This window comes from Saccharothrix sp. AJ9571, assembly GCF_021725495.1.
GTDB classification, from domain to species: domain Bacteria; phylum Actinomycetota; class Actinomycetes; order Mycobacteriales; family Pseudonocardiaceae; genus Amycolatopsis; species Amycolatopsis magusensis.
The window spans coordinates 5,659,144-5,680,998 of sequence record NZ_CP091382.1 but is presented as its reverse complement, the minus strand read 5'-3'; the positions used below and the strand labels follow the sequence as shown (position 1 = coordinate 5,680,998).

Annotated in this window: 18 protein-coding genes, 1 tRNA gene and 1 pseudogene; 8 read left to right on the top strand and 12 right to left on the bottom strand. The window is 68.0% G+C overall.

The features are described 5' to 3' along the window. The first annotated feature begins 71 nt into the window (after positions 1 to 71). Positions 72 to 554 carry a hypothetical protein gene (locus L3Q67_RS26310; protein ID WP_499184141.1) on the top strand — a complete coding sequence of 161 codons (483 nt, stop codon included), beginning with the start codon at positions 72 to 74 and terminating at the stop codon, positions 552 to 554. A gap of 229 nt (positions 555 to 783) precedes the next feature. Here the strand turns inward: L3Q67_RS26310 and L3Q67_RS26305 are convergent, their stop codons facing one another. Continuing rightward, positions 784 to 1,311 carry a hypothetical protein gene (locus L3Q67_RS26305; protein ID WP_499184140.1) on the bottom strand — a complete coding sequence of 176 codons (528 nt, stop codon included), beginning with the start codon at positions 1,309 to 1,311 and terminating at the stop codon, positions 784 to 786. Between L3Q67_RS26305 and L3Q67_RS26300 the strand changes: the two genes are divergently transcribed. After that, entirely contained in the window at positions 1,289 to 2,113 is an 825-nt protein-coding gene (locus tag L3Q67_RS26300) for a hypothetical protein (protein WP_499184139.1), read from the top strand. The two genes, L3Q67_RS26305 and L3Q67_RS26300, sit on opposite strands and share 23 nt — an antisense overlap. Before the next feature lie 269 nt (positions 2,114 to 2,382). Here L3Q67_RS26300 and L3Q67_RS26295 read toward each other — a convergent pair whose 3' ends face one another. Together L3Q67_RS26295 and L3Q67_RS26290 are read right to left on the bottom strand one after the other, a co-directional pair. After that, positions 2,383 to 4,689 (bottom strand): hypothetical protein, encoded by a 2,307-nt coding sequence (locus L3Q67_RS26295; RefSeq protein ID WP_499184138.1) that lies wholly within the window; start codon positions 4,687 to 4,689, stop codon positions 2,383 to 2,385. Between the two features lie 36 nt (positions 4,690 to 4,725). After that, positions 4,726 to 4,800: transfer RNA gene (locus tag L3Q67_RS26290), tRNA-Arg, on the bottom strand. A gap of 60 nt (positions 4,801 to 4,860) precedes the next feature. Between L3Q67_RS26290 and L3Q67_RS26285 the strand changes: the two are divergent. Next, positions 4,861 to 5,157, top strand: a pseudogene (locus L3Q67_RS26285) (methylmalonyl-CoA mutase family protein); the annotation flags it as partial. Between the two features lie 322 nt (positions 5,158 to 5,479). Here the strand turns inward: L3Q67_RS26285 and L3Q67_RS26280 are convergent. After that, entirely contained in the window at positions 5,480 to 6,601 is a 1,122-nt protein-coding gene (locus L3Q67_RS26280) for an IS630 family transposase (protein ID WP_499184062.1), read from the bottom strand. Positions 6,602 to 6,861: 260 nt separating this feature from the next. Then, on the bottom strand, positions 6,862 to 7,035 hold the full coding sequence (locus L3Q67_RS26275) for a hypothetical protein (RefSeq protein ID WP_499184137.1): 174 nt from the start codon (positions 7,033 to 7,035) through the stop codon (positions 6,862 to 6,864). A gap of 591 nt (positions 7,036 to 7,626) precedes the next feature. Between L3Q67_RS26275 and L3Q67_RS26270 the strand changes: the two genes are divergently transcribed. Further along, positions 7,627 to 8,007 (top strand): PLC family EF-hand domain-containing protein, encoded by a 381-nt coding sequence (locus L3Q67_RS26270; RefSeq protein ID WP_499184136.1) that lies wholly within the window; start codon positions 7,627 to 7,629, stop codon positions 8,005 to 8,007. A 104-nt stretch (positions 8,008 to 8,111) separates the two neighbouring features. On the opposite strand, the gene L3Q67_RS26265 is transcribed toward L3Q67_RS26270, so the two are convergent. Further along, positions 8,112 to 8,327: a hypothetical protein gene (locus L3Q67_RS26265; protein WP_499184135.1), complete on the bottom strand. Its 216-nt coding sequence runs from the start codon at positions 8,325 to 8,327 to the stop codon at positions 8,112 to 8,114. Positions 8,328 to 8,860: 533 nt separating this feature from the next. Here L3Q67_RS26265 and L3Q67_RS26260 point away from each other — a divergent pair. Both L3Q67_RS26260 and L3Q67_RS26255 read left to right on the top strand, forming a co-directional pair. Further along, positions 8,861 to 11,635 (top strand): toxin C-terminal domain-containing protein, encoded by a 2,775-nt coding sequence (locus L3Q67_RS26260; protein ID WP_499184134.1) that lies wholly within the window; start codon positions 8,861 to 8,863, stop codon positions 11,633 to 11,635. A gap of 1 nt (position 11,636) precedes the next feature. Beyond that, positions 11,637 to 12,089 carry a hypothetical protein gene (locus L3Q67_RS26255; RefSeq protein ID WP_499184133.1) on the top strand — a complete coding sequence of 151 codons (453 nt, stop codon included), beginning with the start codon at positions 11,637 to 11,639 and terminating at the stop codon, positions 12,087 to 12,089. 67 nt (positions 12,090 to 12,156) lie between these two features. Here the strand turns inward: L3Q67_RS26255 and L3Q67_RS26250 are convergent, their stop codons facing one another. Next, a complete protein-coding gene (locus L3Q67_RS26250) occupies positions 12,157 to 12,501 on the bottom strand; it encodes a hypothetical protein (protein WP_499184132.1) in 345 nt (114 codons plus the stop codon). Positions 12,502 to 13,302: 801 nt separating this feature from the next. After that, complete coding sequence (locus L3Q67_RS26245; protein ID WP_499184131.1) at positions 13,303 to 13,623, bottom strand: hypothetical protein; 321 nt, start codon at positions 13,621 to 13,623, stop codon at positions 13,303 to 13,305. Between the two features lie 188 nt (positions 13,624 to 13,811). On the opposite strand from L3Q67_RS26245, the gene ligD reads away from it, so the two are divergent. Further along, the gene (gene ligD, locus L3Q67_RS26240) at positions 13,812 to 15,794 is read left to right on the top strand and encodes a DNA ligase D (protein ID WP_499184130.1); all 1,983 of its coding nucleotides are present in this window, start codon (positions 13,812 to 13,814) and stop codon (positions 15,792 to 15,794) included. A 368-nt stretch (positions 15,795 to 16,162) separates the two neighbouring features. Here ligD and L3Q67_RS26235 read toward each other — a convergent pair whose 3' ends face one another. The 3 genes from L3Q67_RS26235 to L3Q67_RS26225 form a co-directional block, all read right to left on the bottom strand. Next, positions 16,163 to 16,906, bottom strand: coding sequence for a class I SAM-dependent methyltransferase (locus L3Q67_RS26235; protein WP_499184129.1), 744 nt, complete (start codon positions 16,904 to 16,906; stop codon positions 16,163 to 16,165). A 334-nt stretch (positions 16,907 to 17,240) separates the two neighbouring features. Beyond that, the gene (locus L3Q67_RS26230; RefSeq protein ID WP_499191645.1) at positions 17,241 to 17,591 is read right to left on the bottom strand and encodes a peptidase inhibitor family I36 protein; all 351 of its coding nucleotides are present in this window, start codon (positions 17,589 to 17,591) and stop codon (positions 17,241 to 17,243) included. 52 nt (positions 17,592 to 17,643) lie between these two features. Beyond that, the gene (locus tag L3Q67_RS26225; RefSeq protein WP_499184128.1) at positions 17,644 to 18,033 is read right to left on the bottom strand and encodes a peptidase inhibitor family I36 protein; all 390 of its coding nucleotides are present in this window, start codon (positions 18,031 to 18,033) and stop codon (positions 17,644 to 17,646) included. 251 nt (positions 18,034 to 18,284) lie between these two features. Between L3Q67_RS26225 and L3Q67_RS26220 the strand changes: the two genes are divergently transcribed. Next, positions 18,285 to 21,230 (top strand): AfsR/SARP family transcriptional regulator, encoded by a 2,946-nt coding sequence (locus L3Q67_RS26220; RefSeq protein ID WP_499184127.1) that lies wholly within the window; start codon positions 18,285 to 18,287, stop codon positions 21,228 to 21,230. Between the two features lie 26 nt (positions 21,231 to 21,256). Here L3Q67_RS26220 and L3Q67_RS26215 read toward each other — a convergent pair whose 3' ends face one another. Further along, on the bottom strand, positions 21,257 to 21,592 hold the full coding sequence (locus tag L3Q67_RS26215) for a hypothetical protein (protein ID WP_499184126.1): 336 nt from the start codon (positions 21,590 to 21,592) through the stop codon (positions 21,257 to 21,259). Between the last annotated feature and the right edge of the window lie 263 nt (positions 21,593 to 21,855).

Sequence of the window (21,855 nt, the reverse complement as noted above, 5' to 3'; positions counted from 1 at the left end):
GGCGTTCTGGGCCGCTGCCGACTGGGCCGCCTCATCAGCACACGACGGTCGCCAGGCGGCATAATTCGTTGATGGCATGGGAATGGGTTGCGCCTTCGGCTACTGGGCTGGCCGCCGTGACCGGTGTGTTTTTCACCTGGTTAACCGGTCGCCAGGGCCGGAGCCAGGTCGAGCGGATGACGCGCCGTACCGAGGAAGCGGCCGCGCGGGATCGGCTGATGCAAGAACGTCGCGAGGCATATTTCGCTGCGATGCTGGTTGCAGAGTTAGGTCTTCGACGCAGGCGATATGAGCGAGAGGGCAAGGCCGGCAAGCTGGCCGAACTCGATCAGACCTGGCCCAAGGCAAAACGCGTGCAGATGGAGATGGACGCGGTGATCGGGTTGGAGACATACGGCAGCCCGCAAGCCCGCGAACTGCTCGGGCGATGGAGCGAAGCGGCAGCCGACGAGGATGAGGCATGGATCCGTGCGGTCCGCGACGCGATGGTCGATCTTGCTCGCCAGGAGTTGGGCACGCACCTTCTGACGCCTTCGGCGGGCAGCAATTTATAACTCGTCTACGTCCGATCGCACGCGGGCGAGCGGCATGGTCACGTGCTGGAGCACCGGAGGTTTCAACCGTTCGATCGCGACGCACCGCTGAGCGGCTTGGAGTAGTCTCGGCTCGACGCCGGGTATCACCGCGTCGCTCCCGGAGACCTCGCCTTGATCCCGGGCGACGCAGCGTACATCTCCACCCTCTTGCACGGATCGACCCGTCGATCATGACCGCGGGCCGCGATCAGATCGCGACGTCGTCGAGGGATAGGTGAACGCCGATCCAGTGCGCGAAGTTGGCCAAGGCATCAGGTTGTCGCCGCTTGTGATATGTCAATGTTGCGACGGTTTCTCGCACCTGTGGGTGGTTTCGGGTCAGCTGTGGCGCCAGGCGCCGGGCGGTGTGCAGTTCTCTCAACGCCTTCTCGCGGTGTCCGTGCAGGAGCCATGCTCGCGCGAGGTCGATGTGGTGGTGGGCGCGCCGCGAACGCAGCGTTCCGGATGGCAGTGGCTGGTTCCGCGATAGTGCGGTCTCGCCGTCGCCGAGTTCGACGGCGGCGGCGACGTTGTGGATTGTCACGTTTGCCCGGTTGAAGGCGGTGTCGTAGAAATCCGCCGTCGGCGCGATCGCCCTCGCGCAGGATGCCGCCTCGGTGAGATGCGCGTCCGAGTTCGCCTTGTCACGCGATCGAGCGGCGAGGATGGCCGATCGCAAGTGCAGGTAGCCGCGGACAGTGAGGCTGCCTGGAGTGCGTTCGGTGCTGGACGGCATTGATCCCGGCAAGTTCTTCTACGCGCTGTACGCCTTCTCCAACGTCTGGATCCAGCCGCCCGGCCAGATCGGCGAGACCTTCGGCAAGCTTGTTGATCCGTTCCTGCTGGATTCGGCGGCCGCGGCGAAGGCCGACGGTGAGGACTACCCGGAGTCTTCCGAGGAGTCCGCGGCCAACGTGCACTCCGCCTTCGAGGCCATCCAGCGTGGTGTCCAGGACGACCGGACCTTTCAGCTCCTGACCTACCATCAGCGCGCGCTCGCCTATGCCAAGGGCCACGAGAACCAGATGCTGGCGATCGCCGAGTCGCTGGGCCGGTACCGGGCCATCCACCTGGTGGCGCTGAACGAGGTCCGCGACCTGATGGTGAAGATGACCGAGCGCTTCGCCCAGAAGCTCGAGCCGGCCGAGGAAAGCGGCCCAGAGCTGAGCTTCGTCTCCGCAGCGATCGCGGCCATCGTCGCCAGCGAGCCCAGCGCACCCATGATGCCGGTCATCGCGGCCGCGATGACCGGCATCATGGGTGCGCTGGGCTCGCTGGCGACCGATCTGGGCAAGGGCGCGGAAAAGCGGCCGGTCCCGGAGGGCACCTGGCGCGAACTCGCGGACGACTTCATCCGCGAAGCCAACCGGATCGGTGACGAGGCCTACGAAGCGCTGACGAGCCTGCCCGGGCGGCTGACCGATCAGCTGGAGACCATCCGCACCAAGGACATCTGGATCGCGGGCGGGCAAGGCGGCCAGGAGGGCGACCGGATGGAGCAACCCCGCCTTCACCCACCGCAGGCGCCGGTGTTCTAGGACGGGGTGATCGCATGGACGAGTTCCCGCCGGCACCGCCCGCACACGAGCAGCGGTGGGGCGCCGTGGCCACTGAACTGGCGGCGAACGTCGCGCGGACGGCAGCCGATCGGGAGCAGGTCGCGGCAGGTGAGAATGCCGCCGCCGCGCAGCGCGGTCCCGACCGAGTACGCGTCCAAGCCCGTTTCGCGAGGGCATCGATTTAGCCGCAGCCCGTTGAGGCGAGCACGTGCCACGGCCATCGCTGCCCTGCCAGATGCAGACCTGGGTCAGCCACGGCCGGAGTGGAGCAGGAGCTGGTTCGTGCCCTCGGCCCAGCCGAGGAACCGCACGCCCGCGCCGCGCCGGACCGTGCCGGTGGTGGTGAAACGGCCACCGTGGAGCACGTGCAGCAGACCGTCGGCTGCCGGCTCGAGCACGGTGCCGCGCGCCTGATCGATCAGGCTTTCCGCGTGAGCGAACTGCGCGGCGGGCTCGCAGAAGCTGAGCAGGAACAGGGCCTGCCGCCACGCGTACGCGGCGTTCTTCAGCTGGATCAGCGCCGCGTGCCGGTGGCCTGCGCGCTGGGCCAGCCTGCGCCGGATCCAGCCGAAGGTCTGCCCGGCGAGCTGCGGCGCGCGTTCGCGCAGTTCGCCGGTCAAATCCAGGGCATCGACCAGCACGGCGAGGTTGTGCGTGGTCAGGATCTGGCTCTGCTCGAGCAGCATGCCGTTCGCCGCGACGGAACCACCCGGGGTACCCGCCCGCTGGCGGCACACAGCTGTGAAGTCCGCGGCGGTCCGCTTGCCCCAGCGCAGGACCGTCTTCGAGGGCTCCGACCAGTCCGCGGGCAGGTCGTAGTAGTGCGCGTAGAGCGTGCCGGCCAGCAGACGGCTCGCCACCGCGGCGGCGTCGCGCCATGTAGTGGTGAACGTGCCCATGAAGATGTCCGCGGCCACTTCCTCCACCAGCGGCAGCTCCAGCCCCGCCTGCTTCGCCAGCGTTCTCAGCTCGGACACCAGCGGATTCGGCAGCACGGCGTGCGGGAACGCGGTGAGCGCGAGCATCGTGGTCTCGCGCAGGACGCGGAGTGCGGCCGCGGCGGTGCCCGGCTCGGGTGAGTGGCACGGGGCGAGCGCGTGCACCCACGGCAGCTCGCTGAAGCGCACCTGGTGCTCGAGGTTGAGCAACAGCAGGCTGCGGCGACGCCGGAACGCCGTGTAGGTCTGCTCGTGCAGCCGGGCCACGACCGGGTCCTCGATCGCCGCGCTGAGCAGCCGTGAGGTCAGTTGCGGCAGCACGAGCGCCAGCGTCTCCCCCGAGGCGATCACGCCGAGGCCCACCAGCTCGTCCGCCGGTGCTTCCAGCGCCCGTGCCGCCTTGCGCACCAGGCGGCCCGGCATCGGTGTACCGCAGGGGATGGCGGCGGTCGTCTCGGTGTCGCAAACCGCGGCCGTCGCGACCTCGAGCGAGGGCAGACCGCTCTCGGCCGGGTAGCGGTCCAGCCTGCCGGCGAGCACAGCGGCGAGTGCGGCGTTCGTCGGCGCCGTGACGGTAGCGGCCTGGGCGGTGCGCCACGCGCCGCGCTGTTCGGTGTCCGGGGCACCGCGGCGGCTGACCGTGCTGGCGAGGGCGCGGCGGATCCGGCCGACCTCCCGCGCGGTGAGCGAGTCACTGCCCTGCGGGCAGGACTCCAGTGCGCGGCGCAGGATCGCGAAGTTGCTCTTCGGGCTGGTCTGCCTGCCCGAGGGTGTGTGGGTGCGACACGTGTCGGCGAAGTCCGCGAGCCACCCGGCCCGGGCCGCCGCCCAGTCCGCGGGCCACGTCCGGCAGGGCCAACCGCCGCGCACGGTCCCGTTCTCCAGGGACGGCAACTCGCCGTCGACGGTCCGGCACCACAACGCGACCAGCCGGTCGTACAGCGGATCCCACGCGGCCAGCGTGTCCCGCATCGCGGCGATCTGCGCCGGGACCCGCACCGCACGCAGCGCCGCGGCGGCCTCTTCCACCGAGGTGACGCGGACGGCGGAGTCCGACGGCCGGGTGACCGGCTCGAAACGTGGCGTCAGCCGCAGCCGGTGCATCAGCGGGCGCAGTTCGGCCACGAGGTCGAGAGCCTGCTCCGGGTAACCCTTGTCCAGCAGCAAGGCCACCACGGGCAGCGCCGCGTCCTCGGGCACCTCGACCCGGTAGTGCCCGCGGCGCAGCGCGTCGAGCAACTCGGCCTGACCGGCGTCACCGAGATACCAGAGGTTGAGCCGTTCGCGCCCGTTGCGCCCGGGTACGCCCTCGGGCAGGCAGGCGACGCGGGCCGCCTCGTCCTCGGACAGCGGCACCTCGGCCCGATACCTGCCGGTCGCGAACCCACCGTGCGCGACCTCGAGCGTCACCCACGCCGGGGTATCCGCGACCGGGGTGCGGGAACCGACCGTGAGCGTTGCGTCGGCCATCCCGCTGACGACATCCTCCCAGCGCCGCAGCTTGCGCAACGCCCGCTGGCGGTCGGCCTCGGTGCCCGCGCTGACCGCCGCAGCCAGCGCCCGCGCCAGCTGACCGGTCGCGTAACCGGCTGATGCGGCGCGGTTCTGCTCAGGCACAGTGGACTCCACAGTTGATCGGCCATCGAGGCTGATTGGCCATGGAGGCGGGAATCGAACCCGCGCCCTTCCCGTCCGGAGCGGGACGATCTGCCACTGATCTACTCCATGAGTGCGCAGACCCTATCAACCACGCACACCGGCCGCCCCCGATTTACCCAGGCCCATCTCGACCTGCCCACGCAGACCGGCTACGACGCCGACCACAAGCTCGCCAAGGGCAAGGTCGGCGTGCCGGTGGCGCACATCGGCGACATGCGGCGGCTGTTCGACGGCATCCCGTTCGCCGAGGCGAACACCTCGATGACCATCAACGCGCCCGCCATGTGGCTGCTTCTCCCGGCCGATCACCGCGCCCGCGCGCTGGGGCTGCGGCCCACTGGCACCACCTGGCTCGCCCCGGGGACCCCGATCCCGCCGACCCACCACACACACTCGCCGAGCGCCGCGGTCTGGACAGAGCTGCTCGAGCGCTCCCGGACCTATCTCGCCCAGCACGCTCACCCGGGTGCGCTCGGCTCCCCCGGTGCCGAAGCGGACATGGCCCGGGCCAATTGGGACCTCGCCGCCTGCGAAAGCATGTACCGCCGTGGTCGCGTCGAGCCGCGCCTGGCCCAGGCAGTGAGTGCGCACCCCAGCGTCGAGCGCCTGCGCGAACTCGCCGGCGAGCAGCGGGGCGCCGAACTGGTCGCACTCGCCCACCGTCTGCGCGAGCAGGGCGGGGTGTCAAAGATGCGCCGGCTCGCCGGGACGCCGCTAGTGCTGTGACCACATAGGTTGGCGGGGTTGGTCAGGCGGCGTGTGTGGCGCGTTGTCCCCACCGGTGACGGCGTTCGCTGCGGATACGGGCTCGTTCACGGCGTTGGGAGGCGAGGACGTCGGGGTGGCGTGCGTTGGCGTTGCGCCATCGCAGGTAGGCGTGCAGGGCGCGGGTGGCGACGGTGTGATTCGGGTGGTTCGATCCGGCGACTGCGAACATCTTCAACGGCCCGAAGTGTGCTTCGATCGGGTTGGCCCAGGAGCTGTAGGTGGGGGTGAAGCACAGTTCGACGTTGCTGCGGTGGGCCCACGCTCTGATCGCGTTGCCTTTGTGGGCGGAGAGGTTGTCCAGGATGATGTAGATCGGTGCGCCGTCCGGGCGTGCGGCGCGGATGGACTTCAGTGCGGCCAGGGTGTTCGCCGCGGATTTTCGTGCTCGGACGACGCCCCAGAGGGTGTCGTCTCCCAGCGAGTAGCAGCCGTGGAACTGTCGGACACCGCAGAGTTTGTGATAGTTGGCAGGCAGCCTGCCGGGATGGTTCTTCTTCGTCCAGCCGGCGCCGGGGTGCGGTCGGATGGTCAGTGGCCCGAACTCGTCGAACGCGAACACCCGGTCGGTGAAGTGGCTGCTCACGTGCTCGATGCGGGCCAGTTTGGTGTCCCGGTCGGGGTCGTTGGTCTCCTTCCAGGTCTTGGTCCGCTGGAAAGTGATGTCGTGCTTGCGCAGGAACTGCCGCAACCGTTCGCGGCCTATCGTGACCCGTCGGTTTCCGTGGTTGCGGGTCAGGTAGGCGCAGAGTTTGCGCAGGCTCCAGCGGGTGAAGGGCTGCTCGAGTGCTTCGGGTCGCGTGGTGGCCGTCGCGATGATGAAGGCTTCGTCCTCAGGGCTGATCAGGCGGGGACGGCCACCCGCCCACTGAGGGTCCAGGCAAGCCAGGCCCATCTCGTTGAACCGGTGGATCACCCCGCGGATTGCGTCCTCGTCGCCTTGGACCAGGCGGGCGATGGCGGGGACGGTGTTTCCGCTGGCCGAGGCCATGATCACCATCGCCCGCCGCAACCGGATCGATGATCCGGTGCCTCTGCGGACGATCTTCTGCAGACGCTGACCCTCCTGATCGGTCAGCCGACGCGCTCGTACTGAATCTGCCATCCGCCCAGACTGGGGCGCGGACGATCAGCAGCCGCGAACGTTGACCGGTGTGTCGCCAACCCGGCCAACGTTCATGGACACAGCACTAGGCATCGCCGCACCGACAATCATGCCGGGCTGGGCCGACGGAGACCTCCTGCTCGGCGCCCCGGACCCAGCCACTGGCGTCCCCGGCACCGACACCACCCCTATCGACGTCAAACCGTGCTCAACGTCCGTGATCCCCGGCGCGTCGGCCGCTGGTTGTGGCAGATCATGCTCTACGCCTGGCCCGACACCTCCGAATCCGGCGAGTCGGGCTCCTGCTGGCACGCCACGGCACGCTCCTCAGCCGGGACCTCGAGGACCACGCCGGGCAACCGCTCGGCACAGCCGAACACACCGAAAGTTGCCGCGACCACCTCCACCACCTGCTCAGCGACATGCTCTCCCACGCGGGCATCCGGCTGCCACCGCGCTGACCCGAAACCGGGCCTGGCACCGCCGGGCTCGTCACCGGCACGACGGGACCGCGACCAGCCACCGTCGCGTGTGGTGCGACCTCGTGCAGTGACCCTGCCATCGCGGGCGAGTACCCCGCGCGACTACCATTCCCGCTGTCGCACGGGGATCCGCAACGGCCGTCACCCCGTGCGGCTTCCGAGAGCAGTCACTCCCGCGGCACAAGCCAACCGTGGTTTACCCACACCTCAGAATTCCCCACATCGACCGGCAGGCACCGCTGGCAGGGCCGGCACCGGCGCCGTAGCCACACGACGTACCGCGGCTGTGTCCGTGGTGCACTAGGCCTAGCTCGTGGCGACGCTGGGAGTGAATTCAAGGCCCGCCATTCGCGGAGCACGGCAGCCGCACACACCTCCCGTCTGGTAACACAGGCCTATGGGCAGTCCGCCGCACCACGTCCGCAGTACCTCACCCGACGAGTCGAATGACGTCCGCCCGCGACGCCGAGCGAGTGATGACGCGACCGTCGGCGTTCTCGGCGCTCTGACCGGGGTGTGGCACACCGGTCGAGGTGTTTCGGCGTGCCGCAGCCGATCAGTGAGACGATTGCCGCCGCAGCCACCACACTCGGCCACAAAGGACACTGGATGCGCGACACCGACATCACCGCCACACAGCGCATTATCGCGAAGTACGAACGCTACTTCGACGATGCCGACCGGCCGGACAACGGCAGCCTCGCCGAAGAGTTCCAGCGGTTCGTCGCCGAATTACGGGCGGTGCTGCCCGGCCGCGACGCGAACGAGCTCTTCGAGCACGCCGCACAGTTGCGTGACAGCGGCGGTGACCGTGTACCCGCCCGCTGGAGCGGCACGACGGACCAGCTCGCCGAACAGGCGGCAGCGCTGGAAGCCGCAGCGACGATCCTGGAGCTAGCTGACGGTAAGCAGCCTCATCCGTGACCGCCGGCCGCAGCCCAGAGCACGAGCCCCCGCCCGTAGTGCCCAGCTCGCGCCTGGCTACGTGGACTGCGGTTCTGTTCGTGGCGCCGACCGTTAGTGCCGCATCAAGCCACGTTGGGTAGGTAGTCCGGTGTGCGGATCTTTGAGTTGGCCGCGAAGTGTCGTTTCGGAGTGGCGTGCTTGCTGGCCCAGCGGATGTAGCGGGCGGTGGCCAGTTCTTGGGCGGTGCGGGAGGGGTAGTCGCTGCCGTCCAGGGTGTAGTACCGCACCGCGGTGAACTCGATCCAGTTCAGCCACGAGGCGTTGGACGGCGTGAACACCAACTCGATGTCCTGAGCAGCGCACCATGCCCGGACTTCGGCTTTGTGGTGCCGTAGGCGTGGTGGGTAGCCGGGTGCTTGGCCCAGAGGGTGGCGAATCCAGCGCTCGTGCTGCGGTTCCGGTCAGCTCGGTCAGCCGGCGGTCGTCGGGAGGAATTGCGGTGCTCCCCCGCAGGGCGGCCCACGGCGCACGCCGCCGCGGCCAGCCAGTCGGAGTGGGGTCGAGGAACAACATCTTGGCCAGGTCGGGCCGCTCGGCCGGGTGATCGGGTGCCGATCCGGCAGTCTGCGACCGGTCATCGCCACCGGGTACCCGGTGGCGGAGCTTCCGCCGCGGTGGACTACCTCGAGAGCGGCACGTTCGGCAACGTGGTCGTGACCGTGGACTGACTCGCGTCACCGCGTGTCTGTTCACCCGCGTGTGGGCCTTCGGACCGTGACTGAGCGCTGCGTGTACCCGGAATGTATGGCTACTGGACCGGCCGTGGTCAGGCTGTCCACCTCGTCGACGGAATCCGATGGGGGTGGGGTGGATGGAAACCACGAGGAACTCGGCCGCGAGGTCGTTGTTGTACGGGTTATCGGGTGGGGCGATATCGATCTTCTTTGTGCTCACCGCCGCAGCGCAGGCCCAGGCGGCGCCGGCGCCGCACCTGCCTCCCTCGCCGGAGAAGAAGGCGGCGGAGAACAAGGCGGCGGCGGACAAGAAACAGGTCGAGAATCGGAAGGCTGTCGATGCCGGGCAGTCCGGCCGCAACGAGCAGACTGGCAAGAAGCAGCGTCAGACCGCCGCGAAAAAGGCCGAAGAGAAAAGGCAGGTCGAGAACCGTCGGCGGGTGGATGCCGGGCCGTCAGGTCGTAACGAGCAGACGGGCAAGCGAGAGCGCGAGGTTCGGGCCGAGAAGAAGAAGGCCGAGGACGAGAAGAAGGTCGCGGAGCGCAAAGTCGTCGATGCGGGGCCCTCGGGTCGCAACGAGCAGACGGACAAGCGCAAGCGCGAGGTCCGGGCCGAGAAGAAGCGAATCGAGGACGACAAGAAGATCGCGGAGCGCAAAGCCGTCGACGCGGGACCCTCGGGTCGCAACGAACAGACGGACAAGCGCAAGCGCGAGGCCGAGGCTGATCGGAAGTCGCGGGCTGAGGAATATCGGCGGCAGCTGGAGAACCGTCGGCGGGTGGATGCCGGGCCGTCAGGTCGTAACGAACAGACGGGCAAGCGAGAGCGTGAAGTCCGGGCTGAGAAGAAGCGAATCGAGGACGAGAAGAAGGTCGCGGAGCGCAAGGCCGTGGACGCCGGGCCGTCCGGGCGCAACGAGCAGCTCGGCAAGCGGGCGCGTCAGGCCCGTGCCGGCATCCCGGGGCGGGCAGCCGAAGCCGGTGGGCAGTCGGCGGCCGTGGTGCCCGCCGGTCAGCGAGAGGAACCGTCGCGGCCCGAGCGGCGTGGTGGGCAGCCGGCCCGCTTCGGCCCGCAGGTGGCTCAGGGGGCAGCGGACCTGCTGCGAGGTGACCGGCCGCCGAACGAGGGCATCCGCGAGCGGATCAGTCGCCAGGCGGTCAATGCGGAGGAGGCGATCGAGCGAGGTCTCGCGGACGCCCGCGGTTGGGCACAGGACCAGATCGAGCAGGAGCGGAGGGACCCGGAGAAGTTCCGCGACCTGAGCACCGGCTTGCGCCGCGCCGCCGCCGGGCTGTACGCGTCCGGCTACGACAACGCCAACGCGCTCAACGACGCCGTGGAGCTGCTCGGACGGGCCGAAGCCGGTGACCCGCAGGCCCAACGCGAGATCGAACAGGGCCTCAAGGACACCGCCGACGGCATCTCGAAGACCGCGGCGGACGCCTGGAACGATCCCCGGGGCGCGGCGAACCGGGCGGCCGAGCGCGTCGGGGAAGCGGTCGACGACTTCATGCAGGCTCCGGTTTCCGGGACCGGCGGGCTGGTCGGTGACCTCCTGGGGCCGGGCAAGATCACCAAGCCGATGAAGGCTGTCGACGGGCTCACCCCCGACCGGGACAGTGGACGGCCCACACAGTCGGAACCCGGCAGTGCCGAACCTGCTCCACCTGGTGCTGCCAGGCCAGCCGAGGCTTCCTCACCAGCCGCGGGTGGCGGCCGTGACTCCGTGACTCCGGCACCGAGCAGCAGAGGTGACTCGGCGGCGCCAGCACCGAGCGACAGTCGTGACTCGGTGGCCCCGGCACCGAGCAGCAGCCGTGACTCGGTGGCCCCGGCACCGAGCGACAGTCGTGACTCTGCCGGCCGGGCCGGTGACTCCGAGACCAGAAGCCCGGAGTCGGCTGGCGATCGCGCTGCCGACCGGCGCTCGTCCGCACGCGAGGTGGATTCCCGGCGTTCGGACGACCGCGCCGACCGTGGCCCGGTGAGTCTTTCGGCGGCGACTGAGGTGCCCAACCTGTCTCGTGCCGACCGCGGGAATGACTCGGACTCCGGACGAGACAACGAGAACCCCCCGGGGGCTGACAACGATCAGGCCCGGCCGAACGCGGCCGAATCGAATGCCGCGCCGAGTTGCTCGAAGAACAGTTTTGTTCCGGGCACACTGGTCCTGCTGGCTGACGGCTCCTACAAGCCGATCGAGCAGGTCACCCTCGGCGACCAGGTGCTGGCCACCGACCCCGTCACGGGCCTCACCCAGGCCCGAGCGGTGATCGACCTGATCCCCGGCCAGGGCCTGAAACACCTCGTGCGGATCACCGTCGACACCGACGGCGACCGGGGTGACGCCACCGGCACCGTGACCGCCACCGACGAACACCCCTTCTGGGTGGCCGGCCCCGACCGCTGGACCGACGCCGAAGACCTGAACCGCGGCAACCTGCTCCGCACCCCCGACGGCCGCCTGCTCGAAGTCGTCGCCGTGCACGAGTGGACCCAGCCACAACACGTGCACAACCTCACCGTCGAAGGCCTGCACACCTACTACGTGCTGGTGGGTGGCCTCCCGGTCTTGGTCCACAACTGCAACCTGCCGGAGGGCTACCGCTCGACGCCGGCGTTCGTGGGCGACCCGTACCATCCGGACACCGTTGCTGCCCGCAGTGCTGACAACCAGCGGTTATACGGCCCTACCACGGCCGACCGAGCGGCCAAGCTGGGCTTCACGAAGCGGATTCCCGCACAGAAGGCTCCGTTCGATTCGCACGGCCAGGTGGTCTACTCCAATGGGAAGTACTACATTACTCCTGACGTCGATGGACACAATGTGACGAATGGCTGGAAGGTGTTCAACCGGCGAGGGCAAAGGATCGGAACGTACGACAGCGATCTGAACTACATCAAGGAGTGAAATGTTTTCCATTGAAATCCTTCCGGTGAGAACGGTGGATGATACTGATCCCCAGGCGTCGATCGGCCGGGTTCGGATCAATGATTTCTCGGAAAAATTCCAGGTGGATCTTTCCTTTTGGGGCGCTGACGACTACCGCCGGAGCTGGCGGAACGCGTTCGCTGCGATTGACTCCGCATCCGACGGTATTGCGTGCTTCTTGACGTCGGTGACCGATCCCGCCAAGAGCAACTTCGTCACCTGCTGGCCACTTTATCGCGAAGGCGATGTGGTCTACATTCAGAACACTGTCCTCTTTCTTGAAAATCTACGCGACATATTCGATCTCGAATACCCGTGGCGCTCACTGGATCCCCGCGCCACAACGGACGAAGACGGGAACAAAATCTCGGAGTGGGCTGCCGACTTGAACGATATGCGAGCATTTTTTGAGAGAGGAGCTGATCCTCGGTGATTTTCAAGCTTCCGTCGTCCCCGTTGCTCAGCCGCTGGAAGCTCGGTCACCGGCTGAGCAACACGTTCTACCAGGTTTCTTCCAGCGGCCGCAGCCAGCTGCACACGACCACCACGGCGAAGTGGCACGTCGATGCGTGGTCGACGATGTAGCGGAACCGCTTCTCGGACTTCTGGTCACGGAACGCATGCTCAGACATCAGCAGGAACAGTGTCGGGAAACCTTCGCCCGCGCGGTAGGCCCGCTCGCGCCACTCCACACTGCCCAGCGCGGCCTGGAACATGCCCGCGACCGAGGAGAACCGGCGCGTGATCGGCACGTTCAGCGCGTCGACGCCATCGAGCCCGATATCGGTGAAGTCGCCTGCCACGAAGATCGTCGGGTCCTCGGTGCAGGGCAGCCCGACCTTCATCCGCAGCTGGTCGGGCTTGCACCTCATGACCTCCTCGATTCTGACCGAGGTGTCCGCCGACTGGGAGCGAGCTTTACGGAAGGGCCATCGCACGTCAGCGCCTCTCCTGCCTCGTCGAGGGGTGCCGGGCCACCCGGGTGGTGTCGACGGTTGCGCACGATATCCGCCTGCCTGCCGATGCCAAGCGACTGTGTGACTCAGCCGGCCGACCTGCCTGCTCGTCGACAGCAAACCCAGTCGAGAGAGATCAGCCTCAACTCAGCGCGGTGACTACGGCGCGGCTGGGGATCGATCGGTCAGGAATCGCGGGCCAGCGTGCCGCGCGATCGTCGGCGCACAGGGACCGCATGCGGTGGTGCAACTCGGCCGCGGCGACCTACACCCCGCGGGTACCGCTGACTTCGCACTCTGGAAGCGCTGACCGGCCATCGGTCAACTCCGCCTATTCAGATGGCGATGAGCTCCTGGTTGGCGTCAGCGCTGCGTGGAAGCGGCGTCAGGGCGGCCCAGGGCTTGCCGGGCGATCGGGATCATCTGGTGCATTGTGGTCTCGGCCTGCTGACAAGTGACCTCGAATCCTCGCAGGTCCCGGCCATAGAACGTGCAGCGACCAACCGGCAGTGAGAACGAGGGCGGCCACGTCGGTGGCAGGTTCCAGGTGCTTGTCCCCGAAGCTCGAGGTCGACAGGTACATCCCGGTGTTCGTGGCGCAGGTCCAGCATCGTCCACGGGGACCACCCAGGAGACGTGATGGGTGGCCCGCTCGATCAGCGGTAGAGCCGCCGACCGGGATCGCCGAGCCTACGGAGATCGCGCCGGAGACGCCTTGCCGTTCACGAACACGACGAGGTCGCTGTTGCGGCGACGCTCGTGGACCTCGAAGCCTGCGGCGTCGACGATCTCGCGGACTCGCTCCGCGGAGCCAAGGCCGCCCGGCCCGGGCCAAGGCCACGCTCCGGCGCCCTTCTTCGCCGCCCAGATCTGGAACTGAGCGCAGCGGCGAAGCCGTTCGGTCCTGTCTGGCGCCAGCGACCAGCCGGCCAGGGCCGCGGCTTCCAGGAGCGACCGGGCAACGGGGAAGGACAGCAGCCCGGGCCATCCATCTGGATCCAAGCCGGGCATGCCACGCGTGCGTGCAAGTCACACGTACGTGCCGTTACCAGCACTTATCCGGCGAAGCTAGGCCGTTCGAGTTACGGTCGAAGTGCTATGTCGAGTCCACGGTGGACACCGGTGTGCGCGGGAGGAGGTGGCTGGTGGCACCTGCCCGGCCTGCTGCCCGCGGCCACGTCCCGGCATGGGTCGAGCCTATGCTGGCCAGCCCCGACAAAGGCACTCTCCGCACCGGGGCCGACTGGATGTATGAGTACAAACTCGATGGCTATCGGGCCTGCATGCGGATCGCGCCGGATGGCACCACGGTGCTGACCAGCCGCAACGGGATCGACTTCACCGCCGAGTTCGCCGAGCTGACCGGCGTGCTCGCCCCGGTGCTCGGCGGGCAGGCCGCGGTGCTCGATGGTGAGATCGTCGTCTATAACGAGCACGGGCAGATCGAGTTCGGCGCGCTACAGCAGCGCCGCGGCCGCTACCAGACCCACTGCAGCAGTTCCCCGTGCCGCGATCAGCCCTTCACCGACGTGCCGGTGCGGTTCCTCGTGTTTGATCTGCTCGAGCTCGGCGGGCGGTCGTTGCTGGCCGAGCCTTACCACGCACGCCGGGCCGCCTTGGCCCAGATTCCGATGCCCGACCCGTACCGGATCGCGGTGGTGCCCTCGGTGAGTGTCGACCAGCTCGCCGCTGACCGGCTCACCCCCCAGCACCTGCTGCAGCGGGCCGCGGAGGACGGCGCCGAAGGCCTCATCGCGAAACGCCGCGACGCCCCCTACACCCCCGGCAAGCGCACCGACGCGTGGCTCAAGCATCCGCTGATCCAGACCCAGGAGGTGCTGGTCTGCGGCTGGCGGCCCGGGCAGCGCGGCTTCGCCGGCACCCTGGGCAGTCTCGTGCTCGGCGCCCACGATCCCGACACCGGCGACCTGGTCTACCTCGGCGACGTCGGCACCGGTTTCAGCCACGCCGACCGCGACGCCCTGCACGCCCGGCTGCAGACCCTGGCGCGGCGCACCCACCCGTTCGCGATCACCCCACCCCGCGAGGACACCCGCACCGCCCGCTGGGTGGAACCGGCACTGGTCGGCGAGGTCGTCTACCGACAATTCACCCGCGGCGCCGGGCGCCTGCGCCACACCGCCTGGCGCGGGTTGCGCGAGGACCGCGACCCCGTCGACGTCATCGCCCCCACCAGCACCCTCGCCCCGCCACCGGCTGAGCCCGAACACAAACCCGAGCCGGAAGAAACAGAAGTGGCCACAACACTGCCGGCCACCAAGATCACCGTCCAAGCCGGGAAACGCCGCCTGACCCTGTCCAGCTTGGACAAGCCGCTTTATCCCGGCGGCTTCACCAAAGGCCAGGTCATCCACTACTACTCCACCCTCGCCGACGCGCTCCTCCCACACCTCCAAGCCCGGCCGGTCACCTTCATCCGCTACCCCGACGGTGTGGGCGGACAGCAGTTCTTCGAGAAAAACGTGGCCAAGGGAGCACCGAGCTGGCTCAAGACCGTCACGCTGCCCAGCCTGCGCTCTCGCGGCGGCGGGGACACCATCGACTACGCGCTGCTCGACGAGTTGGCCGCGCTGGTGTGGGCGGCGAACATGGCCGCCCTCGAAATCCACATCCCGCAGTGGCGGGTCGGGCCCGGCCCGGTACGCCGGCCACCCGATCGACTCGTCTTCGATCTCGACCCCGGTGAGGGAGCCACCATCGTCGACTGCGCCCGGGTGGCCGAACGGCTGCGCGACGTCCTCGTCGCGGACGGGCTCACCCCCGTCGCGAAAACCTCCGGTTCCAAAGGAATGCAGCTCTACTGCGGAATCCGCACCCGCACGCCCGAACGGCCTTCCGCCTACGCCAAGGCGCTCGCGCAGCGCTTCGCCGCCGAAACCCCGGACCTGGTCACCGCCAAGATGGCCAAGGCGCTGCGCCCGGGCAAGGTGTTCATCGACTGGTCCCAGAACAACCCGGCCAAGACCACCGTCGCCCCGTACTCCCTGCGCGGCCGCGACCGGCCGACCGTGTCCACCCCCATCACCTGGGACGAAGTCCGCGCCTGCCGCCGGCCCGAACAATTGAGCTTCACCGCCGACGACGTCCTCGACCGCATCGACGACCTCGGCGACCTGTTCGCCGCCGTCGACAGCAACCGGGCCGCGTTGCCGGCGCCGTGATCACCAGCGTGCGGTACTTCCAACGCGGTGGGGCCCGTGCCAGCCGTGCAGTGTGCGCGACCGCTGTCGATGTTCCGGGCTGGCGGCGTCTCGCGGTCCTGTGCGAGGCGATTCCGTATCGCTGAGCGCTGCGGCCCTGCGCCCTGGCATCTCGCGCCCGCGGCGCGCCGGGCGCAGTACCGGCCCCTCGGAACCGGGCAATACCCCAGGATCAGGTACTGCTTTTGCCTTCCTCCACGTGTGACCTACTGCTTGGCTCCGTGTTCACGCTGTGATAGTTCGTCGACTTTCTCAGCCGCTTGAGGCGGTGCTGCGGGAGACCCTCACGGGCGCGCGTGACGAACCAGCCGCGCGCTGGCTGCGTGGCGTCACCAGTTCGTGCTGCCCGAGTTGCGTCTGGCGGCGAAGTGGGCGGTGGAGCCGGTGAGTGGGCGGGTGTGGTTGTGCGGGTCAGTGAACAGTGCCAGGGGTGTGAATCCGGCGAGGGTGGCGTAGAGCTCGAGTTCCCGGGGGAAGAGAACGCGGCGTTGGATGTGGTCATGTTCGGTGGTGCCGTCGTCGAGCTGCCAGGTGCGGTGCAGTGTCGCGATTTGGGTGCGGGCGTCCCAGAGGTGCTCGGTGGTGACCTCGGCGCGAATTCCTGCCGCCTCGATCCGGCCCCGGGCAGGTGCAGAGATGGCACTGGGGGCGATCTGGGTGATGATGATCAGCACTGTGCCGGGGTGGGCGTGGGCGGCGAACGTGGTGAACGCGGCGCGGATGTCGTCGTTGTGGAGCAGGTAGGCCAGGGAGTTGCCGAGGCAGAGGATCGTGTCGAACGTTCGGCCCAGTCGTACCGTGCGCAGATCCCCGACTCGCAGGTCCAGGCCGGGATGCTGTCGCCGGGCGTGCTCGATGAGCTGGGGTTGCAGGTCGACGCCCACGCAATCGGGAGTACCGGCGAGTGCGGCCACGTCCCGGGCGGTGCCGCAGCCCAGGTCGAGCACGCTCCCGCCGGGTACCCCGTAGTTGTGGATGAGGCGCCGGCAGGTCTCGGCCGCGGTGCTGTCGCGGGTCAGCGTGTCGTAGAGGTCCGGGCGCCGGTAGGCGATGTTGTTCGCGGCCAGGTTCATGCGACCGTGGCGGTGTCCGGGGCCAGCAGTGACCGGAGTCCGACTTCGAGGACGAGGGCGTCGCACAACACGGACGGCACGGTAGCGCTGCGGTGAGCGCGGCGCACCCACGCGCTGCGGCGCGTCGGTCACTGCGTCCCGCGTCCCCCGGGCCGCAGTGGCTGTATTGCGGGGCGGCCACCGATCGGTGGACCGACTGGTCCTGGGCCGAGGCCTGAACTGATCTGGCGGGAGGCCGTCCGCTGAGTGAAAGCGGCACTGGCCGGCGTCGGGTGGATTCGGGCTCTTGCCCGCCCACCCGACGCCAACTGCGTCCGTTCCTGTGCCGGAATTATCAGCATTCTCCGGGACGAAGAGCGCTGATGTTGTCGTTCATCGACCCGGGAACGTCACCTCGCCAGCCGGATCCGACTTGCATCCCGCCACCGATGCCGGTGGCATCGGCATAGGCGCACCAGGTCACCGCTGTCCGGTTCCACAGCGAGGAAATACTGTTATCCATTCCTCCCAGGTCGAACACGGGAGACTGGAACCGGGCCATCCTGCCGGTCCCTCCACGGTGCTCCCAGACACAGAACCAGCCGGAGGGACAGTCGGAGTAGGCGGTGATCGATATTCCCGGCTCGTACTCCGATGCAGCCGCGCAGACCACGCTCGCCGGTAACACACTTGCCAGTGCAGCCATCCCCGCTGCGACACAGAGACCGGTATGCCAGCGCATCGTCGTGCCTCCGTTCTCAGCAGTCGCGCAGTGAGCTGATGTTGTCGTTGCGGTCGTACAGCGAGGTGTTGCCCCGCCAGCCCGAGGAGACGCGCCAGCCGGCGCCTCCGTAGTCGATGTCGAGGTAGGTGCACCAGATGCTGCTGGTGCGGTTCCAGACCGAGGACACTTGGTCATTGAGGTTGTAGTTGCCGAGGTGGGGTGTGCCGATCTGGAAGCGTGCCATCCGGCCCTGGCCGTCGGCGTGCTCCCACACGCAGAACCAGCCGGATGGGCAGTCCGAGTACGCGGTGATCGACACGTCACCGTCCACGGCTGCCGGAGCCGCCTGTGCTGTCGTCGCCGGGACGACCGCGCCCACCGCGGCGAGTCCGAGGGCAGTCCAAAGTCCTGTGAAAACACGCATGAGGTAACAGCCTTTCGTGGAGATCGGGTGCCAGCCCTGACCAAGGGCACTGTTCGCTTGATGCGGCGGTGGTCGGGGCTGGGTGCTGTGAAGGCGGACTGGGCTGGGTGAACGGCCTCCTTTCGAAGTGTCTCCGCGCTCGCAGCGGAGCTATTGGTTGCCCGTAGGGGTGACGATGGCGGGGACGCTGTACAGGATCTGCATAGCCCGCGAATATCGGCAGCTCAGGCGGTGGCAGGAGGGAGTGGCCTGTGGAATTCCTACTTCTCGGCCCGGTAGAGGTGCGCTCAGCACACGATCGACTGACCGTGAGTTCACTTCGGCAACGAACGGTGCTGGCGACGTTGCTGCTGGCCCGCGGGGCGGTGGTCGCGCCGTATCGCCTGGTGCAGATGGTGTGGGGTGACGCCGCCCCCAAGTCAGCCGAGGCCAACCTGCGTACCTATGTGTCGCAGCTACGTCGTCGTCTGGCGGGAATCGAGGGCAGCAGGCAGCGCATTGTCGCCACGTCGGGTGGCTACCGAATCGATGTGCTGCCCGCCGAGGTCGATCTGGAGCTGTTCGAGCAGTGCACGCAGACCGGGCAGGAGGCTCTGCATGCGGGTGAGGACGACCGCGCGGTCGCGCTGTTCGATCGAGGGCTTGCTTTGTGGCGGGGTCAGCCGTTGGCGAACCTGGCGTGGACGCCGGCCGTGGACGCCGAGGCACAGCGTCTCATCGAGGTACGGCTCTGGGCGGTGGAGACCTGCGCTCGCGCACGCCTACGACTCGGCCTGCACGCCGAGGTGATCGGTGATCTCCGCAGGCTCGTCGCCGAGTATCCCCTGCATGAGCGGCTGTGGGCGCTGTTGGTATCAGCGCTGGGCGGCACGGGGCAACAAGCAGCAGCGCTGACTGCCTATGAGACCATCCGGCGCCAACTTGCCGAGGATCTGGGGGCCGAGCCAGGGCTCGAGCTTCGCCGGGCCCAGTTGGGGGTACTGCGGCAAGACGGCGCGCCTCCTTCAGAACAGGTACCTGTCCCGGCACAGTTGCCTAGGCCCGTTTCCGGCTTCTGCGGCCGTTCCGCGGAACTCCGCGCCCTGGATCAGCTGGGGCACCGCGCGGACTCGCCCCGGCTGGCCGCTATCGTCGGCTCCCCGGGCGTCGGGAAGACCGCACTGGTCACGCATTGGGCGCACCGTATGAGCTTCCGCTTCCCCGATGGTCAGCTCTACGCGGACTTGCATGCCGAGGACAACACGACCCTGATCTTGGCGCGTTTTCTGCGAGCGCTCGGAGTGCCACTGCCCCGAGTCCCACACGACCTCGGAGAGGCCGCCGCTCTGTATCGGACCATTCTCTTCGGAAGGTCTGTCCTGTGCGTGTTGGACAACGCTGATGAGGTGGGGCGCGTCCGTCCGTTGCTGCCGGCTGGTCCGAGAAGTATGGCGCTGGTCGTCAGCCGCGACCGTCACGACGAGTTCGTCGCCCTCGATGGCGCGCGGCGGATCTCCGTGGACGTGCTTCCCGAGGCTGATGCTGTCACGCTGCTGACCGACATGCTGGGAGCTGAGCGAAGCAGGGCCGAGCCCGAGGCGGTGCGTGGCCTTGCTGCGGCGTGCGCGAGGCTGCCGCTGGCGCTCAGGATCACCGGTGCTCAGCTGGCTCACCGTGCCGGCCGAACGGCCGCTGACCATCTCGCAGCTTTAAACAAGCGCGGCGTGCTCAACATGTTAACGGTCGACGGCGGTGCGACCAGCGCGCTGCGAGCGGCCTACGACCTGTGCTACACAGCGCTGGACATTCCGACGCGACGCACATTTCGCCTGCTCGGTCTTATCCCGGGCCGAACCTTCACCGCAGAAGCAGCGGCGGCGTTGACCGCCAGCCCCCTATGGATCGTCGAATCGCAACTCGATCGGCTTGCGAACGCCCACCTCATCCACGAGGTGTCGCCGCACCGCTACGGCTTCCACGACCTGATCCGCCGCTACGCAGCCGAACGCCACGATATCGAGGAAACCGATTCGGAGCGTGCGACCAGGACCGCGGACCTGCTTCGTCATTATGTCCTGCGGGCCGACGCAGCGACCGCCCGGCTCTACCCAGTGGTGGCGCGGATGCCCCGCGAGCGCGACGACCGGATCACCTTCAGCACCGATGACTCTGCCCGGGAGTGGCTTCGCGCTGAGCGCACCAACCTCGGTGCTGCGATACACCACGCCCACGGGGCGGGCATGCACACGCTGACATGGCAGCTCATGGACGCCTTCCGCGGACACTGCTACTTCAGCCAGCTTCCCGAGGCGACAGCTCTCGCGCAGCTAGCGCTCGAGGCCGCCGAGTCAGCCGCCAACACCGCCGCTCAAGCAGCCGCGCACAACGGACTCGCGGGCGCGTACTTCGTGCACACCCAGTTCGAGCAAGCACGCGCGCACTACAACGCCGCCCTAGCCCTCCACCGATCAATCGGGTCCCGGCGCGGGGAAATAGTCGCCCTGGAAAATCTCTTCGCGCTCCACACGTTCGCCGGTGACCTGCCACGAGCGGCAGCGACACTCTCCGAGGCCGGCCTGCTTCAGTCCCAGCACAAGTACACCAACCAACTCCACCTAGGCATCTTCTACGAATACCGGGGACAACTCGCCGACGCCATCGCAATCCTCACGCAGGCGGCCGCTGAACGCCCGACCCCGGAGAGCCTGTGTCTTCTCGCCCGTGTGGCAATCAGAGGCGGAGATCACGAAAGCGCCCAACCTGCAGCCCACCAAGCACTGGACATAGCCAGAAGTGTCGGTGACCGGTGCAGCGAAGCGCACGCACTCACTCTGCTGACGCACGTCGACCCTGACAACGGTGAACCGTCGCGTGCGCTGGTCGCAGCCGAAACAGCCCTGAACCTGGCCCTGGAAGTTGCCGACCCTCTCACCGAGATGGCCGCCCGGACCGCACTCGCACTCGCTTCCCGAGCCGTCGGTGACAGCGTACGTGCCCTGGGCCAATACCGGCAGTGCCTGCGAGTGGCTCAGCGAACGGGCACCCGGTTCGAACAATGTGAGGCACTTCTCGGTATGGCACGGGCCTACGGCGACATCGGCGACGACGACGGGACCCAGCGCAGCCTGGCGGCCGCCGAAGCTCTCGCCCGGGACTACGGCTACCAGGGTTTGGCGACCGACATTCGAAGCCTGGCAGGATCGACAGACCGGTCCTGACCGAAGGAATTCCGTGACGACGACAATCACGAAGGAACTCCGACCAATGGTTTGTACTGGAAGACCGTCGAGACCTGGAAGCTGGCCAAGCCACAACCTTGATCAAAGGTGATGTACTGGCTAACCTTCTTGGTCCCTTCTTCTTCTGCGCGGATTCCCGGACGCTGTTGTCGTGGGCGCGTTCGAACCGGCTGTGCCCGCCACGGGCCCGCAGGCGCCTTGATGGTCGCGGGGTTGCCGGTGAGGATGATCGCGAGGTCGGGGCGGTAGATGCCGTGGTTGAGCTGCCAGACCTGCTCGGCGAACAGGTTGTCGAGGGCTTGTAGTACTAGCGAGGACGCCAGGTACCGGTCGCAAAGCACGATCTTTCCCTGCTGCAGGACGGGCAGGATCTCGGTGTCGAACTGGTGGTGGCGGTCGGCGTCGGTCCGCCAGGTCAGCGAGAGGGCGTCTTCATGATCGGCGTCCTTTGCGTACAGCCTCGGCCAGCGCGGCGAGGCCGACGATTCCGCCTGCGCCGGCTAGCCAGGGGCCAGCGACATAGGTAACTCCGACGACCGCAAGGGCGAGGATTAACAGCACCCCGAGGAACCATCCGGGGCTGACCTGCGCGGGGAGTCGATCG

Bases quoted from the DNA above. Each gene is read 5' to 3' on its own strand.
- ligD (WP_499184130.1), top strand. From the start codon at position 13,812: ATGCTGGCCAGCCCCGACAAAGGCACTCTCCGCACCGGGGCCGACTGG.
- L3Q67_RS26225 (WP_499184128.1), bottom strand. From the start codon at position 18,033: ATGCGTGTTTTCACAGGACTTTGGACTGCCCTCGGACTCGCCGCGGTG.
- L3Q67_RS26305 (WP_499184140.1), bottom strand. From the start codon at position 1,311: ATGCCGTCCAGCACCGAACGCACTCCAGGCAGCCTCACTGTCCGCGGC.
- L3Q67_RS26260 (WP_499184134.1), top strand. From the start codon at position 8,861: ATGGAAACCACGAGGAACTCGGCCGCGAGGTCGTTGTTGTACGGGTTA.
- L3Q67_RS26230 (WP_499191645.1), bottom strand. From the start codon at position 17,591: ATGGCTGCACTGGCAAGTGTGTTACCGGCGAGCGTGGTCTGCGCGGCT.
- L3Q67_RS26255 (WP_499184133.1), top strand. From the start codon at position 11,637: ATGTTTTCCATTGAAATCCTTCCGGTGAGAACGGTGGATGATACTGAT.
- L3Q67_RS26245 (WP_499184131.1), bottom strand. From the start codon at position 13,623: ATGCCCGGCTTGGATCCAGATGGATGGCCCGGGCTGCTGTCCTTCCCC.
- L3Q67_RS26310 (WP_499184141.1), top strand. From the start codon at position 72: ATGGCATGGGAATGGGTTGCGCCTTCGGCTACTGGGCTGGCCGCCGTG.
- L3Q67_RS26250 (WP_499184132.1), bottom strand. From the start codon at position 12,501: ATGAAGGTCGGGCTGCCCTGCACCGAGGACCCGACGATCTTCGTGGCA.
- L3Q67_RS26280 (WP_499184062.1), bottom strand. From the start codon at position 6,601: ATGGCAGATTCAGTACGAGCGCGTCGGCTGACCGATCAGGAGGGTCAG.
- L3Q67_RS26235 (WP_499184129.1), bottom strand. From the start codon at position 16,906: ATGAACCTGGCCGCGAACAACATCGCCTACCGGCGCCCGGACCTCTAC.